The sequence below is a fragment of the Rhizobium sp. BK251 genome, from assembly GCF_004345245.1.
In the GTDB taxonomy this organism is placed as follows: domain Bacteria; phylum Pseudomonadota; class Alphaproteobacteria; order Rhizobiales; family Rhizobiaceae; genus Rhizobium.
Window position 1 is genome coordinate 233,674 of record NZ_SLUQ01000003.1, and the last position, 15,260, is coordinate 248,933.

Sequence of the window (15,260 nt, forward strand, 5' to 3'; positions counted from 1 at the left end):
GAGGGAACCCATGCCTATCGATATCCTCATGCCCGCCCTTTCTCCGACGATGGAAGAAGGCACGCTTTCCAAGTGGCTCAAGAAGGAAGGTGACAAGGTCACCTCCGGCGACGTGATCGCAGAGATCGAAACGGACAAGGCGACGATGGAAGTCGAAGCCGTCGACGAAGGCACGATCGGCAAGCTGCTGGTCGATGCCGGAACCGAAGGCGTCAAGGTCAACGCCAAGATCGCAATCCTGCTGCAGGACGGCGAATCCGCGGATGCCATTTCGACGTCTGCCCCGGCAGCCCAGCCGGCGCCGGCTGCGGCACCGCAGGTCGTTGCGGAAGAGAAGCCGGCAGCAGCTCCGGTTCCGGCCGCGCCAAAGGCGGCAGCTCCGAGCGATCCGGAAATTCCGGCGGGCACCGAAATGGTGTCGATGACCGTTCGCGAAGCCCTGCGTGACGCCATGGCCGAAGAAATGCGCGCCGACGACAGCGTTTTCGTCATGGGCGAAGAAGTTGCCGAGTATCAGGGCGCGTACAAGGTGACCCAGGGTCTGCTGCAGGAATTCGGTGCGCGCCGCGTCATCGATACCCCGATCACCGAGCACGGCTTCGCCGGCGTCGGCGTTGGTGCCGCGATGGCCGGCCTGAAGCCGATCGTCGAGTTCATGACCTTCAACTTCGCCATGCAGGCGATCGACCAGATCATCAACTCCGCTGCCAAGACGCTCTATATGTCCGGCGGACAGATGGGTGCTCCGATCGTCTTCCGCGGCCCGAACGGCGCGGCTGCGCGCGTTGGCGCCCAGCACAGCCAGGACTACGCGTCCTGGTACAGCCAGATCCCGGGCCTCAAGGTCGTCATGCCCTACACGGCGGCCGACGCCAAGGGTCTGCTCAAGGCTGCCATCCGCGATCCGAACCCGGTTGTCTTCCTCGAGAACGAAATCCTCTACGGCCAGCATTTCGATGTGCCGAAGCTCGACAACTTCGTGCTGCCGATCGGCAAGGCGCGCATTCATCGCACAGGCAAGGACGCTACCGTCGTCTCCTTCGGCATCGGCATGACCTATGCGACGAAGGCAGTTGCCGAACTCGAAAAGCTCGGCATCGACGTCGAACTGATCGATCTGCGCACGCTCCGCCCGATGGACCTTCCGACCGTTATCGAATCGGTGAAGAAGACCGGTCGTCTGGTCACCGTCGAGGAGGGCTATCCTCAGAACTCGGTCGGTGCGGAAATTGCCACACGCGTTATGCAGCAGGCCTTTGATTATCTCGATGCCCCGGTTCTGACGATCGCAGGCAAGGACGTGCCCATGCCCTATGCGGCCAACCTGGAGAAGCTCGCACTGCCGAACGTCGCCGAAGTGGTCGATGCGGTGAAAGCCGTTTGCTATAAGTAAGGGAGGGCCTTTCGATGCCGATCAATATCACGATGCCCGCCCTTTCCCCGACGATGGAGGAGGGCAACCTCTCCAAATGGCTGGTCAAGGAAGGCGATACTGTAAAGTCCGGTGACGTCATCGCCGAGATCGAGACCGACAAGGCGACGATGGAAGTCGAAGCCGTCGATGAAGGCACGGTTGCCAAGCTCGTCGTGCCGGCCGGCACCGAAGGGGTCAAGGTTAACGCGCTGATCGCGATCCTTGCCGCCGATGGCGAGGACGTAAAGGCGGCCGCTTCCTCCGGGAACGGCGCGGCTGCACCTGCTGCGGCGCCGGCGCCAAAGGCCGAGGCCGCACCTGCTGCACAGCCTGCCCAATCGGCGCCTGCGGCTGCACCCGTGCCGGCCGCTCCGGCAGCCGTTTCCTCGGGCGGTGATCGTGTCTTCTCGTCGCCGCTCGCGCGGCGTCTGGCGAAGGAAGCCGGCATCAATCTCTCCGGTCTCGTCGGTTCTGGTCCGCATGGACGCGTCGTCAAGAGCGACATCGAGGCAGCTGTGGCCGGAGGCGGCGCCAAGGCCGCTCCTGCTGCGGCCGCTGCTCCAGCACCGCAGGCTGCTGCACCTGCTCCGGCGGTTGCCGCGAAGGGCGCATCGGATGACGCCGTTCTCAAGCTCTTCGAGCCCGGCTCCTACGAACTCGTGCCGCATGACGGCATGCGCAAGACGATCGCAAAGCGCCTCGTTGAATCCAAGCAGACGATCCCCCACTTCTATGTGACGGTCGATTGCGAGCTCGATGCGCTGCTTGCCCTTCGCACGCAGCTGAACGATGCGGCTCGGCGCAAGGACGGCGCACCGGCCTACAAGCTCTCGGTCAACGACATGGTCATCAAGGCCATGGCGCTTGCACTGCGTGACGTGCCGGACGCGAATGTCTCCTGGACCGAGAGCGCCACCGTCAAGCACAAGCATGCCGATGTTGGCGTTGCTGTCTCGATCCCCGGCGGACTGATCACCCCGATCATCCGCAAGGCCGAGGAAAAGACGCTCTCCGTCATCTCTAACGAAATGCGCGACCTCGGCAAGCGTGCCAAGGAGCGCAAGCTGAAGCCCGAGGAATACCAGGGCGGTACCAGCTCGGTCTCGAACATGGGCATGATGGGCGTCAAGTCGTTCTCCGCGGTCATCAATCCGCCGCATGCGACGATCCTTGCGGTCGGCGCCGGTGAGCAGCGCCCGGTCGTCAAGAACGGGGCACTGGCTGTCGCGACCGTGATGAGCGTCACGCTTTCGACCGACCATCGCTGCGTGGACGGGGCGCTCGGCGCAGAACTGCTCGCTGCCTTCAAGGGCTATATCGAGAACCCGATGGGCATGCTTGTTTGAACTTGAGGCGGGGGCGGAAATGACGAAGACCGTTCTTTGCTACGGCGACTCGCTGACCTGGGGCTATGACGCCGAGACGATCGGTCGTCATGCCTATGAAGACCGGTGGTCGACCGTCCTTCAAAACGGGCTCGGCAGCGAGGCTCTGGTGATCGCCGAAGGGTTGAATGGTCGCACGACCGCCTTCGACGATCATCTCGCCGATTGCGATCGCAATGGCGCCCGCGTGCTGCCGACCATACTGCAGACGCATGCGCCGCTGGACCTCGTCATTCTTCTGCTCGGCACGAACGACATGAAGCCGGTGGTCGCAGGCTCGGCCTTCGCTGCCTGCCAGGGGATCGGTCGGCTTGTCCGACTGATCCGCAATCATGCCTGGCCGTTCGAACTCGACGAGCCGGACATTTTGATCGTTGCTCCGCCGGCGCTCTCCGAGACGGCGAACGCACCGTTTGCAGCCTCCTTCGCTGGCGGCGTTGCCGAATCGGCAAAGCTGCCGACGCTTTACCGCGACCTTGCCGACGAGCTCGGCTGCGGCTTCTTCGATGGCAATTCGGTTGCCAGGACAACGCCTCTCGACGGCGTGCATCTCGATGCGGAAAACACCCGGGCGCTCGGTCGCGGCCTCGAGCCGATCGTGCGCATGATGCTCGGGGTCTAAAGGAAAAAGGCCGGCATTCTGCTTCACCCGGCCACCAATGAAAGGGCAGGAAACACATGGCTGAGAATTACGACGTCATCATCATCGGTTCGGGTCCCGGCGGCTATGTTGCGGCTGTGCGCGCCGGGCAGCTTGGCCTGAAGACGGCGATCGTTGAGCGCGAGCATCTCGGCGGCATCTGCCTCAACTGGGGCTGCATTCCGACCAAGGCACTGCTGCGATCGGCCGAAGTGCTCGACCATTCCAACCACCTGAAGGACTACGGCCTGGTGCTCGAGGGCAAGGTGACAGCGGATACGAAGGCGGTCGTCGGCCGCTCGCGCGCCGTTTCGGCACGCCTCAATGCCGGCGTCGGCTTCCTGATGAAGAAGAACAAGGTCGACGTCATCTGGGGCGAGGCAAAGATCACCAAACCCGGCGAGATCGTCGTCGGCAAGTCCACGAAGCCGGTCGTCGAGCCGCAGCATCCCGTGCCGAAGAACGTCAAGGGCGAGGGCACCTATGCGGCCAAGCACATCATCATCGCGACGGGCGCCCGCCCGCGCGCGCTGCCGGGGATCGAGCCGGACGGTAAGCTTATCTGGACCTATTTCGAGGCGCTGAAGCCCGAAGCGTTGCCGAAGTCCCTGATCGTAATGGGGTCCGGCGCGATCGGCATCGAATTCGCCAGCTTCTACCGCTCCATGGGCGTCGACGTGACCGTCGTCGAGGTCATGCCGACGATCATGCCGGTCGAGGACGCCGAAGTGACGGCGATCGCCCGCAAGCAGCTTGAGAAGCGTGGTCTGAAGATCTTCACCAGCGCCAAGGTGACCAAGGTCGAGAAGGCTGCCGACAGCATTACCGCGCATGTCGAGACAGCAGACGGCAAGGTGCAGCAGATCACGGCAGACCGCATGATCTCGGCCGTCGGCGTGCAGGGCAATATCGAGAACCTCGGCCTCGAGGCGGTCGGCGTGAAGACCGATCGCGGCTGCGTCGTCATCGACGGCTATGGCAAGACGAACGTTGCGGGCATCTATGCGATCGGCGACGTCGCTGGCCCGCCGATGCTCGCGCACAAGGCCGAGCATGAAGGTGTCGTCTGCATCGAGAAGATCGCAGGCCTGCCGAACGTGCATCCGACCGACAAGAGCAAGGTTCCCGGCTGCACCTATTGCCAGCCGCAGGTCGCCTCGGTGGGCCTCACGGAAGCCAAGGCGAAGGAACTGGGCCGCGACATCCGCGTCGGGCGTTTCCCGTTCTCTGCCAACGGCAAGGCGATCGCTCTCGGCGAAGACCAGGGTCTCTGCAAGGTGATCTTCGACAAGAAGACGGGCGAATTGCTCGGGGCACACATGGTCGGCGCCGAGGTCACGGAACTCATCCAGGGCTTCGTCGTGGCGATGAACCTGGAGACGACCGAGGAAGAACTGATGCATACGATCTTCCCGCATCCGACCGTTTCGGAGACGATGAAGGAAGCCGTGCTGGACGCCTACGGCCGGGTCTTGAACGCTTGATAATTCCCCCGCTCGCCCTCTATCTCGGGGGTGGAAAAAGCGAAAGGAAATCATCATGTCTTTAAGCACGCAGGCATGGGTCGTGTTTCTGCTGATCGGGCTCGTGGCGGGTTTCCTCGCGAGCCTCGTGGTCGGTGGTGGCGGATTGATACGGTGCCTGCTGAGCGGCATCATCGGCGCATTCGTTGGCGGGTATCTGTTCAGCGCGCTGGGGATTTCGCTGGGAATCGAGAACGCGCTTGTGGTTCAGATCATACATGCGACGGTCGGCGCCATCATCGTGGTGCTGGTTGCAAGGGCAATAGCGTAGGGCGAGGGCAAATATGGAAGGCGTTGGCTGGATTGCGGCAATCATCATCGGCGGATTTGCGGGCTGGCTTGCAGGCAAGCTGATGGAGGCACGCTACGGCCTCCTGCTGAACATCGTTCTCGGCATCGTCGGATCGGTGGTCGCGACCGCTGTCCTCGCTCAGTTCCACCTGGAGGTGGCGGGCGGACGGCTCGGCTACTTCATCACGGGTTTCCTTGGCGCCTGCCTGCTGATATTCCTCGCGCGGCTCGTACGCCGCTGAGTTGCCGCCCGCGGGGCGGTGGAAGGTTAAGACTGATGGTCACTATACTCGACACGATCAATCCCGACGCAAAGCGGGTGCGGCACCCGGAGAAGGCGCATAAGCCGGACACGGAAGTCTTGCGCAAGCCGGACTGGATCCGGGTCAAGGCGCCGACATCCAAGGGTTACGCCGAGACGCGCTCGATTGTGAAGGAGCACAAGCTCGTCACGGTCTGCGAAGAGGCTGGCTGCCCGAACATCGGCGAGTGCTGGGACAAGAAGCACGCCACCTTCATGATCATGGGCGAGATCTGTACCCGCGCCTGCGCCTTCTGCAATGTCTCCACAGGCAAGCCGAACGCACTCGACATGGCGGAGCCCGAGAATGTCGCCAAGGCCGTCAAGGAAATGGGCCTCAGCCACGTCGTCATCACCTCCGTCGACCGCGACGATCTGGCTGATGGCGGCGCCGAGCACTTCGAGAAGGTGATCTGGGCGATCCGCGCCGCATCGCCGATGACGACCATCGAGATCCTGACACCGGACTTCCTGAAGAAGCCGGGTGCGCTGGAGCGCGTGGTGGCGGCCAAGCCCGACGTCTTCAACCACAACATGGAAACCGTGGCCGGCAACTACCTGACGGTTCGCCCCGGCGCCCGCTACTTCCACTCCATCCGCCTCCTCCAGCGGGTGAAGGAACTGGACCCGACCATGTTCACGAAGTCCGGCATCATGGTCGGCCTCGGCGAGGAGCGCAACGAAGTGCTGCAGTTGATGGACGACCTGCGCACCGCAGACGTCGACTTCCTGACGATCGGCCAGTACCTGCAGCCGACCCGCAAGCACCACCAGGTGATGAGCTTCGTCACGCCGGAGGAATTCAAGTCCTACGAGACAGTCGCCTATACCAAGGGCTTCCTGATGGTGGCGTCGAGCCCACTGACACGCTCTTCGCACCATGCCGGCGACGACTTCGCCCGCCTGAGGGCAGCGCGCGAGAAGAAGCTGCTGATCGCAGCGGAATAGCTAGATCCAGATACTTTTCCAAACAAAATCGGCCGGAGAAATCCGGCCGATTTTGCAATGTGGGCCAGGCAGGGGCTCGGCCGCGTCTTCTGCGGCCAGTCGATGATCCTGCGCTCAGGGCTCGGAGGAGAGTGCAACGAGTTGTTTGCGCGCATCGGCAGGCACTAGACGGCCGTCATAGGTCGTCGTGATGCGGGAGACCAGGCCATTTCCATCGAGTTCGATTGCCGTGACGCCACGAATTTTCCCGTCGGCGCTCCGCCATTCGAAACCGCCGCCCTTTTCGCCACCGACGACATGCATGAGTTCGGCGCCCCTGCCGAAAGGCACGGCCGGCAGGATCCTGTTCAGATAGCGTCGTGTCGCCGCCTCGCCGAGGATCTGCGTGCGCAGGGTGAGGTCTTCGTAGACGACATCGTAGGAAAGGTGCGTGCCGACGGCTTCGGCATCGCCGTTTGCGAGCGCCTTTTGAACGTCCGTTGCCACCTTGACGATCGCCGGGGCTGCGTTGTCGCGGATGGCACTTTCCTTGAAGCCGGTCGGAAATTTGTCGGCTGGAGTCCGGACCTTGTTGTAGACATCAGCCGGAAAGCCGGTGCTGTCCCAATAGTCCACCCAGCGCACGATCTTGCCATCCTTGAAATCGATGGCGCCGAGGAGACGGATTTCTCCACCGAAGAGTTCCGGCGTGTCGATGAACGCCACGACTGCGCTGTCGGGGCCGCCGATGATGCGGAACGGGTAGGACCTGCCGTTCCCCCAGTTCGGCATATAGGACGCGAAGACGCCCTTGAGGGTTTCGTAGTTGTCGAGTGGCCATCCGAGGATTGCGTCGGTATAGGTTACGAGATCAGGCGAGAAGAACGACATCGTGGCATCGACGTCGTGACGGCTTTTCGCGGTGAAGAATGCGTCGAAGAATTTTGCGGTTTCCGGTGCTGCCTTGGATGTGTCGGCTATGCGCGGAAAGAGCGTTTCGTCGGCGGCGACTGCCGGCGAGAATGCCAACAGGGTAGCGGCGGCAAGTGCCGCGATCATGGTTTTCATGGGAACCTCTCGTGCATGGTGAAGCCTTTCGATCGGCAGAAGGCTACGACAGCGCGCAGGGCGCGCACCATGACAGGCCGGATTGAATGCATATCCGATCGTCGCATAGCGAGGGGAGAGAGATGGCGGAGGTAGTATCGAACTGGGTCGTCGTGCCGGAGGCCAGTCTCGCCGGCATAGCGAGGTTGCGGCAGGTAGCGGGCGAGCAACTGGAATTTGCCTGCGGCGGTAGCATCGTCGTCAATTGCGTGCTCGAAGGCGCCTATGAGGTGACAGACGACCGCGGTAGCACGTTTCTCGGTCCGGGCGACATTTACTTTGTTCAGCGGCAGGGGCGTGCGGGCGAGGGCGATCGGAATTGCAGTGCGGACGACGATCCGGTCATCATAGCCGGATCGCCATCGGCCGCCATGCTTTGCGCGGCGTTCAGTACCAGTGCGACGGCATTGCACGCGACCGTCCGGGCTCTTCCCGCAACCCTGCACATCACTGCGTCTGAGGCCAGCGCGGAACCGCAGATCAGTGCCACGCTGGCCCTGCTCGACAGCGAGATCCGCAACGAGACCTGCGGCAGGGAACTGCTCTCGAACCATCTCTTCGAAGCACTGTTCCTCTACATCATTCGCTATTGGTATCGCCGCTTCCCTGAGACCTCCTGCCTCATCAAGGCGTTCGGCGATCCCTACCTCGCGCGCGCAATCGATCGCATGCACCACCAGCCCGGCCGGCATTGGAACCTCGAGCAGCTTGCATCGATCGCAGGGCTGTCGCGCGCCGCTTTCGCGCGGCGTTTCAAGAACAGCCTTGGCGACACGCCGCTCGGCTATCTGACACGCTGGAGGATGAACATCGCGGCGCAGATGCTGGATCAGGCCATGGATATCCGGCAGATCTGCGAAAAGGTGGGCTATGTCTCCGAGTTCGCCTTCAGCCGCGCCTTCAGCAGGCATCATGGCATGCCGCCGACACGCTATCGCAATCGCAGCAAGATGGACGAGGATTCGAGCCCCGCGGAGCCCGTACAGGCCGCCTGAGAGGCTCCGGCTATTCCTGTCATCAGAAGATCACGCAAAGCCATTAGGCAACTCGCCTTCGCCAAAAGCATTCCTCCCTGCCAGGAGCATCCGAAAACGAGGTTGACCGTGGAACAGATCGTAAGACCGACTGCGCCGTTCAATGCCGTGACGATCGAGGAGGCGACAGCCGTCCTGAAGAGCGCAAGGCGCATCCTGGTCATCGGCTGCTCCGGTGGTGGCAAGTCGACGCTTTCCCATGCGCTTTCGGACCGGTTCGGGCTTCGCCACATCTCGATGGACCGCGAGGTCTTCTGGCTGCCGGGTTGGGTGCAGCGGCCGAAGAGCGAGCAGCGGGCAATTATCGGGCGTCTCGTTGCCGAGGAGGGCTGGATCATGGACGGGACGAATACTTCCAGCTTCGACATAAGGCTGCCGAGAACGGAACTCGTGATCTGGGTCCGGATGCGGCGGCTCGCTTGCATGTGGGGCATCACCAGCCGGTGGCTCAAGTGGCGCGGACGGCCGAGGCCCGAGATGGCACCTGGTTGCCCGGAAAAGCTCGACTGGGAGTTCCTGCATTATGTCTGGACCTTCGAGAGCCGGGTTCCGGCTCTTATCCTGAACCGGATTGCAGAATACGCTCCCGATGTTCCCGTCGCCGAAATAAAAACACGCAGCTCCATGCGCGCTCTTCTTGATCTTCTCGGCGCTCCCGCTTAACTGCGCTGCATGCCACAATTCGAAACGCAGCGTTCCGTCCATCACACACCCGAACAGATGTTCGACCTCGTCGCCGATGTCGAACGCTATCCGGAATTCCTGCCGCTCTGCGAGGCACTTACCGTGCGCACCAGGAAGGAGCGCGATGGCAAGGTTCTGCTCGTTGCCGACATGACGGTGGGCTACAAGGCGATCCGCGAGACCTTCACGACGCAGGTGCTCCTCAACAAGGCAGAGCGGATAATCGACGTCAAATATATCGACGGACCGTTCAAGTATCTGGCCAATCGCTGGAGTTTCGAGGAAGCGGCGGATGGCGGCTGCGCTATCCATTTCTTCATCGACTACGAATTCAAGAGCCGCATCCTCGGCGCGGTCATGGGCTCGATGTTCGACAGGGCGTTCCGCATGTTCACATCGGCCTTCGAAACGCGGGCCGACAAGATCTACGCCGTGTGAGCCACGTCCAGCAGCATTTCCAGTGCCGTCTTCACCGTGGCAAGCCGCACCTTGTCGCGGCCGATATCGCCATAGCGCATTTCGCGGTGAATGAGCTCTCCCAAGCGTGACTTCGCGGCAAGATGCACGAGGCCAACCGGCTTGTCGGGCGAACCGCCTGAGGGGCCCGCGATGCCGGTGACGGCCACCGCGACGTCCGCTCTCGAGCGGAAGAGGGCGCCATGCACCATCTGCAGCGCGGTCTCCTTCGAGACGGCGCCGACGAGATCGAGCGTCCCTTCCTGCACGCCGAGCATCTCGATCTTGGCGGTGTTCGTGTAGGTCACGAAGCCGCGGTCGACGACTGCGGACGAGCCGGAAATCTCGGTCAACGCTCCGGCAATCAGCCCGCCGGTGCAGGATTCGGCGGTCGCTACCATCTGCTTCCGCGAGGTGAAGTCAGTGATGATCGCCTGCGCGAGGGCGAGGATATCGTCCGGAAAATTGCTCATGGCTTCCTTCCGCCGTAGACGACCGTTGCCGTCGCGATTGCCGCGATCCCTTCGCGTCGACCGACGAAGCCGATCCTCTCGTTTGTCGTCGCCTTGACCGAGCAGCGCTCCGTGGCAATGCCGAGGAATTCGGAGAGGTTCCTGCGCATGGCCTCGCGGTGCGGGCCGACCTTCGGCGCCTCGGCGATCAGCGAGACGTCCGCATTCATGATCGTGCCGCCACGTTCGCGGACGATCTTGGCCGCGTGCTCGATGAATATCCTGGACGGCGCGCCCTTCCATTGCGGGTCGGACGGCGGAAAATGATCGCCGATATCTCCCTCGCCACAGGTGGCAAGCAGTGCGTCCGTCAGGGCATGCAACGCGACATCGGCATCGGAGTGCCCCTTGAGCTTCTGGTCATGGGGAATGAAGACACCGCAGAGCGTTACGCCGTCGCCGGGTTCGAGCTGGTGGACGTCATAGCCGTTGCCGGTCCGCACGTCAGGCAGATGCATTGCAGAAAGTCGTTCATCGGCCATTGCGATATCCCGCTTCACCGTCAGTTTTACGTTGTCCACCAGCCCCTCGACGAGCATGACCGGAATGCCGGCCCACTCGGCGATAGCCGCATCGTCCGTGAAATCCGTCCGCTCTTCGCCTGCGGCCTTTTCATGCGCGGCGAGAATTGCGGCAAAGTCGAAAGCCTGCGGGGTCTGTGCTGCATGGAGATGGGCGCGCGGAACGGTTTCGGCAACCCTGCCGGCGGTATCGGCTCGCTTCAGCGTGTCGGCGACCGGAGTGGCCGGAAGCACGGCCGCGGCGCCTTCCGCAAGCCTACCTGCGATGCGATCGAGGAGGGCGTGGTCAAAGAAGGGACGGACGGCATCGTGGATAAGTACATGCGTGATGCCGGCACCCTCGAGCGCCCGCAGGCCCGCAAGGACCGATTGCTGGCGGGTAGGACCACCTTCGACAGTGGTGACCGCGCTGCTGTCGCTCACATGATGCAGCGCGGCTGTGAAGAGATCACCGTCGTCGCGATGGATGACGACAACGATCCGCTTTGTGGGCTCCCATCCGGTGAATTTCTCGATGGTGTGGGCTATGACGGGCTTCCCGCCAATCGGCCGATACTGTTTCGGCCCTTCTTCCGGCGATCCTGCGCGTTCGCCGCGGCCGGCCGCGACGATGACAATTCCGGCCGATATCGGTTGCACTGGATGCATTTGTTACCTAAATCCCGGGGGAAACGAATTCGGTAGTCTCGTCTATCGCCTCAGAAGATCATTTTCCAGCATTTGCCCAAAAAATATCAGGCGGCTCTTGAGCCCCCTTGGCAAGCGGCGAAAGACTGGCTAAAAATCGTGCAGTTTCATGCCTTGCCCGAAAGATAATCATTTGATTCCGAAAGACCTTGCGACGCCATTTCACATCGGGCCTGTCTCGGTGCGAAACCGCGTTGTGCTGGCGCCGATGTCGGGGGTGACCGACCTGCCGTTCAGGCAGCTTGCATGGCGGTACGGCGCGGGCCTTGTCGTGACCGAGATGGTTGCCAGCCGCGAATTGGTTTTGGACCGGGCGGAATCCTGGGCTCGGCTGAAGAGCGCGGGGCTCGGGCCGCACATGGTGCAGCTTGCCGGCCGAGAGGCCCACTGGATGGCGGAGGCGGCGAAGATCGCGGCCGCGAACGGTGCCGATATCATCGACATCAACATGGGGTGTCCGGCAAAGAAGGTGACGGGCGGCTATTCCGGCTCGGCTCTCATGCGTGAGCCTGATCATGCGCTCGAACTGATCGAGGCAACGGTCAAGGCGGTCGACATTCCCGTCACGCTCAAAATGAGGCTCGGCTGGGACGAAAATTCCATCAATGCGCCCGACATCGCGCGGCGTGCCGAGGAGGCGGGCATCCAGCTGGTGACCATCCATGGCCGCACCCGCATGCAGTTCTACGAGGGCAGGGCTGATTGGGACGCCATCCGGGCGGTCCGCGACCTCGTCAAGGTACCGCTCGTCGCCAACGGCGACGTCGACACTCCGGAGGATGCGCAAGAGATTCTCGCCCGCTCCTGCGCCGATGCCGTGATGGTTGGCAGGGGCTGCCAAGGGCGTCCCTGGCATGCCGGCGTCCTGGCAGGGCATCCAGGCCCGAAGCCGGGCGAGATCGCCGACATCGCCCTGGAGCACTACGAGATGATGCTGGAATTCTATGGCGAAGCTGCCGGCATCCGGCACGCGCGCAAGCACCTCAACTGGTATCTCGAGCGCTATGCCCCGTCGATTGAAGGGGCGGAGAAGGCAACGATCATGACGTCAAAGGATCCTCGGCAGGTCGCTGCGCTCTTTCATGGGGCGCTTGGCGAAAATGCTTCGGCACTGCCGCGCGTGCAGGAGGCAGCATGAGTTCCGAAATCACGTCGATCCCCGCCGACCACACCGGAAGCACGGTGGCAATGTCGGTGCTGAACGCCATCCAGAACCCGGTGGTGATGGTCAACGATGCGGGCTTGATCGCCTTTGCGAACTGGGAGGCGGAAGCATTCTTCGGAGCAAGCGCCTCGCACCTCGCGCGCTATCGGCTTTCGACCTTCATACCCTTCGGGAGCCCGCTGCTGGCGCTGATCGAGCAGGTGCGCGAGCGCAGGGCTCCCGTCAACGAATATCGCGTGGACCTGAGTTCTCCTCGCCTCGGGCAGGACAAGCTTGTCGACATCTACGTCGCGCCTGTTATCAGCGAGCCAGGCTCGGTGGTGGTGGTCTTCCAGGAACGCTCGATGGCCGACAAGATCGACCGCCAGCTGACCCATCGCGCCGCCGCGCGCTCGGTCACGGGCCTGGCATCGATGCTGGCCCACGAGATCAAGAATCCGCTTTCCGGCATACGCGGCGCCGCACAGCTTCTCGAACAATCAGTAATCGATGATGACAGGGCGCTGACGCGTCTCATCTGCGACGAGACCGACCGCATCGTATCGCTTGTCGACCGGATGGAGGTCTTTTCGGATGAGCGGCCGGTGGATCGCATGCCGATCAACATCCATTCGGTGCTCGACCATGTGAAGGCCGTGGCGAGGGCCGGTTTTGCCCGGAACATCCGCATTACCGAGAATTACGATCCGTCGCTGCCGGCCGTCTATGCGAACCGCGACCAGCTGGTGCAGGTGTTCCTCAATCTCGTGAAGAACGCGGCCGAGGCGGTCGCAGACAGGCCGGATGGCGAAATCGTCCTGACGACCGCCTATCGGCCCGGTATCCGTCTTTCGGTCGCCGGTACCAGGGAGAAGATTTCCCTGCCGCTGGAGTTCTGCGTCCATGACAACGGACCCGGCGTCCCGACGGACCTGTTGCCGCATCTTTTCGATCCCTTCATCACGACGAAGACCAACGGCACGGGCCTCGGCCTTGCCCTCGTCGCAAAGATTATCGGCGATCACGGCGGTATCGTCGAATGCGACAGCCAGAACAATCGTACGACTTTCCGTGTGCTGATGCCCGCGTCCAAGGGCGTCACGCTCGACGATAGTGCTTCTCCGAACACCACAGGAACCTCTCGATGACAGCCACGATTCTCGTCGCCGATGATGATGCGGCCATTCGTACCGTACTCAATCAGGCCCTGAGCCGCGCAGGCTACGACGTCCGGATCACCTCCAACGCCGCCACCCTCTGGCGGTGGATTTCGGCCGGAGAGGGCGATCTGGTCGTGACCGATGTAGTCATGCCCGACGAGAATGCGTTCGACCTGCTGCCGCGGATCAAGAAGGCGCGGCCCGAACTGCCCGTCCTTGTCATGAGCGCCCAGAACACGTTCATGACCGCAATCAAGGCCTCGGAGAAGGGGGCATATGACTATCTGCCGAAGCCCTTCGACCTGACCGAGCTGATCGCGATCATCGGGCGGGCGCTCTCGGAGCCGAAGCGCAAGCCTGCCAAGCTGGACGAGGACATGCAGGACGGGATGCCGCTGGTCGGCCGTTCGGCGGCCATGCAGGAAATCTACCGCGTGCTCGCGCGTCTGATGCAGACGGATCTGACGCTGATGATCACCGGCGAATCGGGCACGGGCAAGGAACTGGTCGCCCGCGCTCTGCACGACTACGGCAAGCGCCGCAACGGGCCGTTCGTCGCCATCAACATGGCCGCAATCCCGCGCGACCTGATCGAGTCCGAGCTTTTCGGCCATGAGAAGGGTGCTTTTACCGGCGCGCAGACCCGCTCCACCGGCCGCTTCGAGCAGGCAGAGGGAGGCACGCTGTTTCTCGACGAAATCGGCGACATGCCGATGGATGCGCAGACACGGCTGTTGCGCGTGCTCCAGCAGGGCGAATACACGACCGTCGGCGGACGCACCCCGATCCGCACCGATGTCCGCATCGTCGCGGCGACAAACAAGGACCTGAAGCAGGCAATCAATCAGGGCCTTTTCCGCGAGGATCTCTACTACCGTCTCAACGTCGTTCCGCTGCGTCTGCCGCCGCTGCGCGATCGGGCGGAAGACATTCCGGACCTCGTTCGCCATTTCATTCAGCAAGCGGAAAAAGAGGGCCTCGGCTCCAAGCGATTCGACCAGGAAGCGCTGGAGCTGATGAAAGCCTATCCCTGGCCGGGCAATGTACGGGAGCTGGAGAACCTCATCCGGCGCCTGATGGCACTTTATCCACAGGACGTCATCACCCGAGAGATCATCGACGCGGAGCTCCGTTCCGACGTGCCGGATAGCCCGATCGAAAAGGGCCCGGTGCGCAGCGGCAACATGACGATTGCGCAGGCTGTGGAAGAGAACATGCGCAGCTATTTCTCGAGTTTCGGCGAAAATCTGCCGCCGCCGGGTCTCTACGACCGCGTTTTGACGGAAATGGAGTATCCTCTCATACTGGCCGCCCTGACAGCGACACGCGGCAACCAGATCAAGGCTGCGGACCTTCTCGGCCTCAACCGCAACACGCTCCGCAAGAAGATCCGCGAACTCGGTGTGTCGGTTTACCGCAGCTCCCGTAGCGCTTGACAATGTGACGCGCCGCGTTGCATTTTCGCCACAATGCG

General features: G+C 62.5%; 16 protein-coding genes. 13 read left to right on the top strand and 3 right to left on the bottom strand.

The window, feature by feature from the left end; translation table 11 throughout:
• The first annotated feature begins 10 nt into the window (after positions 1-10).
• From EV286_RS08195 to lipA, 7 genes are read left to right on the top strand one after another with little or no spacing between them, the layout of a single operon-like run.
• Positions 11-1,393 (top strand): pyruvate dehydrogenase complex E1 component subunit beta, encoded by a 1,383-nt coding sequence (locus EV286_RS08195; protein ID WP_132956539.1) that lies wholly within the window; start codon positions 11-13, stop codon positions 1,391-1,393.
• A 14-nt stretch (positions 1,394-1,407) separates the two neighbouring features.
• Positions 1,408-2,760, top strand: a complete 1,353-nt coding sequence (locus EV286_RS08200) for a pyruvate dehydrogenase complex dihydrolipoamide acetyltransferase (protein WP_132956540.1) — start codon at positions 1,408-1,410, stop codon at positions 2,758-2,760.
• A gap of 19 nt (positions 2,761-2,779) precedes the next feature.
• Positions 2,780-3,421, top strand: coding sequence for an SGNH/GDSL hydrolase family protein (locus EV286_RS08205; protein ID WP_132956541.1), 642 nt, complete (start codon positions 2,780-2,782; stop codon positions 3,419-3,421).
• A gap of 56 nt (positions 3,422-3,477) precedes the next feature.
• Positions 3,478-4,923, top strand: a complete 1,446-nt coding sequence (gene lpdA, locus EV286_RS08210) for a dihydrolipoyl dehydrogenase (RefSeq protein ID WP_132956542.1) — start codon at positions 3,478-3,480, stop codon at positions 4,921-4,923.
• A gap of 55 nt (positions 4,924-4,978) precedes the next feature.
• A complete protein-coding gene (locus EV286_RS08215; RefSeq protein WP_132956543.1) occupies positions 4,979-5,233 on the top strand; it encodes a GlsB/YeaQ/YmgE family stress response membrane protein in 255 nt (84 codons plus the stop codon).
• Between the two features lie 13 nt (positions 5,234-5,246).
• On the top strand, positions 5,247-5,495 hold the full coding sequence (locus EV286_RS08220; protein WP_132956544.1) for a GlsB/YeaQ/YmgE family stress response membrane protein: 249 nt from the start codon (positions 5,247-5,249) through the stop codon (positions 5,493-5,495).
• 35 nt (positions 5,496-5,530) lie between these two features.
• Entirely contained in the window at positions 5,531-6,502 is a 972-nt protein-coding gene (gene lipA / locus EV286_RS08225) for a lipoyl synthase (RefSeq protein WP_132956545.1), read from the top strand.
• 114 nt (positions 6,503-6,616) lie between these two features.
• Here the strand turns inward: lipA and EV286_RS08230 are convergent, their stop codons facing one another.
• Positions 6,617-7,549 carry a nuclear transport factor 2 family protein gene (locus EV286_RS08230; protein WP_132956546.1) on the bottom strand — a complete coding sequence of 311 codons (933 nt, stop codon included), beginning with the start codon at positions 7,547-7,549 and terminating at the stop codon, positions 6,617-6,619.
• Positions 7,550-7,671: 122 nt separating this feature from the next.
• Between EV286_RS08230 and EV286_RS08235 the strand changes: the two genes are divergently transcribed.
• From EV286_RS08235 to EV286_RS08245, 3 genes are all read left to right on the top strand, one after another.
• Positions 7,672-8,583 (top strand): AraC family transcriptional regulator, encoded by a 912-nt coding sequence (locus EV286_RS08235; RefSeq protein ID WP_165932807.1) that lies wholly within the window; start codon positions 7,672-7,674, stop codon positions 8,581-8,583.
• A 108-nt stretch (positions 8,584-8,691) separates the two neighbouring features.
• Positions 8,692-9,285 (top strand): AAA family ATPase, encoded by a 594-nt coding sequence (locus tag EV286_RS08240; protein ID WP_132956548.1) that lies wholly within the window; start codon positions 8,692-8,694, stop codon positions 9,283-9,285.
• A gap of 9 nt (positions 9,286-9,294) precedes the next feature.
• Positions 9,295-9,744 (top strand): type II toxin-antitoxin system RatA family toxin, encoded by a 450-nt coding sequence (locus tag EV286_RS08245; RefSeq protein WP_132956549.1) that lies wholly within the window; start codon positions 9,295-9,297, stop codon positions 9,742-9,744.
• Here EV286_RS08245 and EV286_RS08250 read toward each other — a convergent pair.
• Together EV286_RS08250 and EV286_RS08255 are read right to left on the bottom strand one after the other, a co-directional pair.
• Positions 9,732-10,235, bottom strand: a complete 504-nt coding sequence (locus EV286_RS08250) for a CinA family protein (RefSeq protein WP_132956550.1) — start codon at positions 10,233-10,235, stop codon at positions 9,732-9,734. The genes EV286_RS08245 and EV286_RS08250 overlap by 13 nt on opposite strands.
• On the bottom strand, positions 10,232-11,443 hold the full coding sequence (locus tag EV286_RS08255) for a bifunctional 2-C-methyl-D-erythritol 4-phosphate cytidylyltransferase/2-C-methyl-D-erythritol 2,4-cyclodiphosphate synthase (RefSeq protein ID WP_132956551.1): 1,212 nt from the start codon (positions 11,441-11,443) through the stop codon (positions 10,232-10,234). Before EV286_RS08255 ends, EV286_RS08250 begins: the two co-directional genes overlap by 4 nt.
• 148 nt (positions 11,444-11,591) lie before the next feature.
• Here EV286_RS08255 and dusB point away from each other — a divergent pair, with 148 nt between their 5' ends.
• The 3 genes from dusB to ntrC are packed head-to-tail and all read left to right on the top strand — an operon-like array spanning position 11,592 to position 15,222.
• Entirely contained in the window at positions 11,592-12,620 is a 1,029-nt protein-coding gene (gene dusB, locus EV286_RS08260; protein WP_132956552.1) for a tRNA dihydrouridine synthase DusB, read from the top strand.
• Complete coding sequence (locus EV286_RS08265; protein ID WP_132956553.1) at positions 12,617-13,774, top strand: nitrogen regulation protein NR(II); 1,158 nt, start codon at positions 12,617-12,619, stop codon at positions 13,772-13,774. The genes dusB and EV286_RS08265 overlap by 4 nt, the downstream gene beginning before the upstream one ends.
• Positions 13,771-15,222 carry a nitrogen regulation protein NR(I) gene (ntrC, locus tag EV286_RS08270; RefSeq protein WP_132956554.1) on the top strand — a complete coding sequence of 484 codons (1,452 nt, stop codon included), beginning with the start codon at positions 13,771-13,773 and terminating at the stop codon, positions 15,220-15,222. Before EV286_RS08265 ends, ntrC begins: the two co-directional genes overlap by 4 nt.
• Positions 15,223-15,260 lie beyond the last annotated feature (38 nt).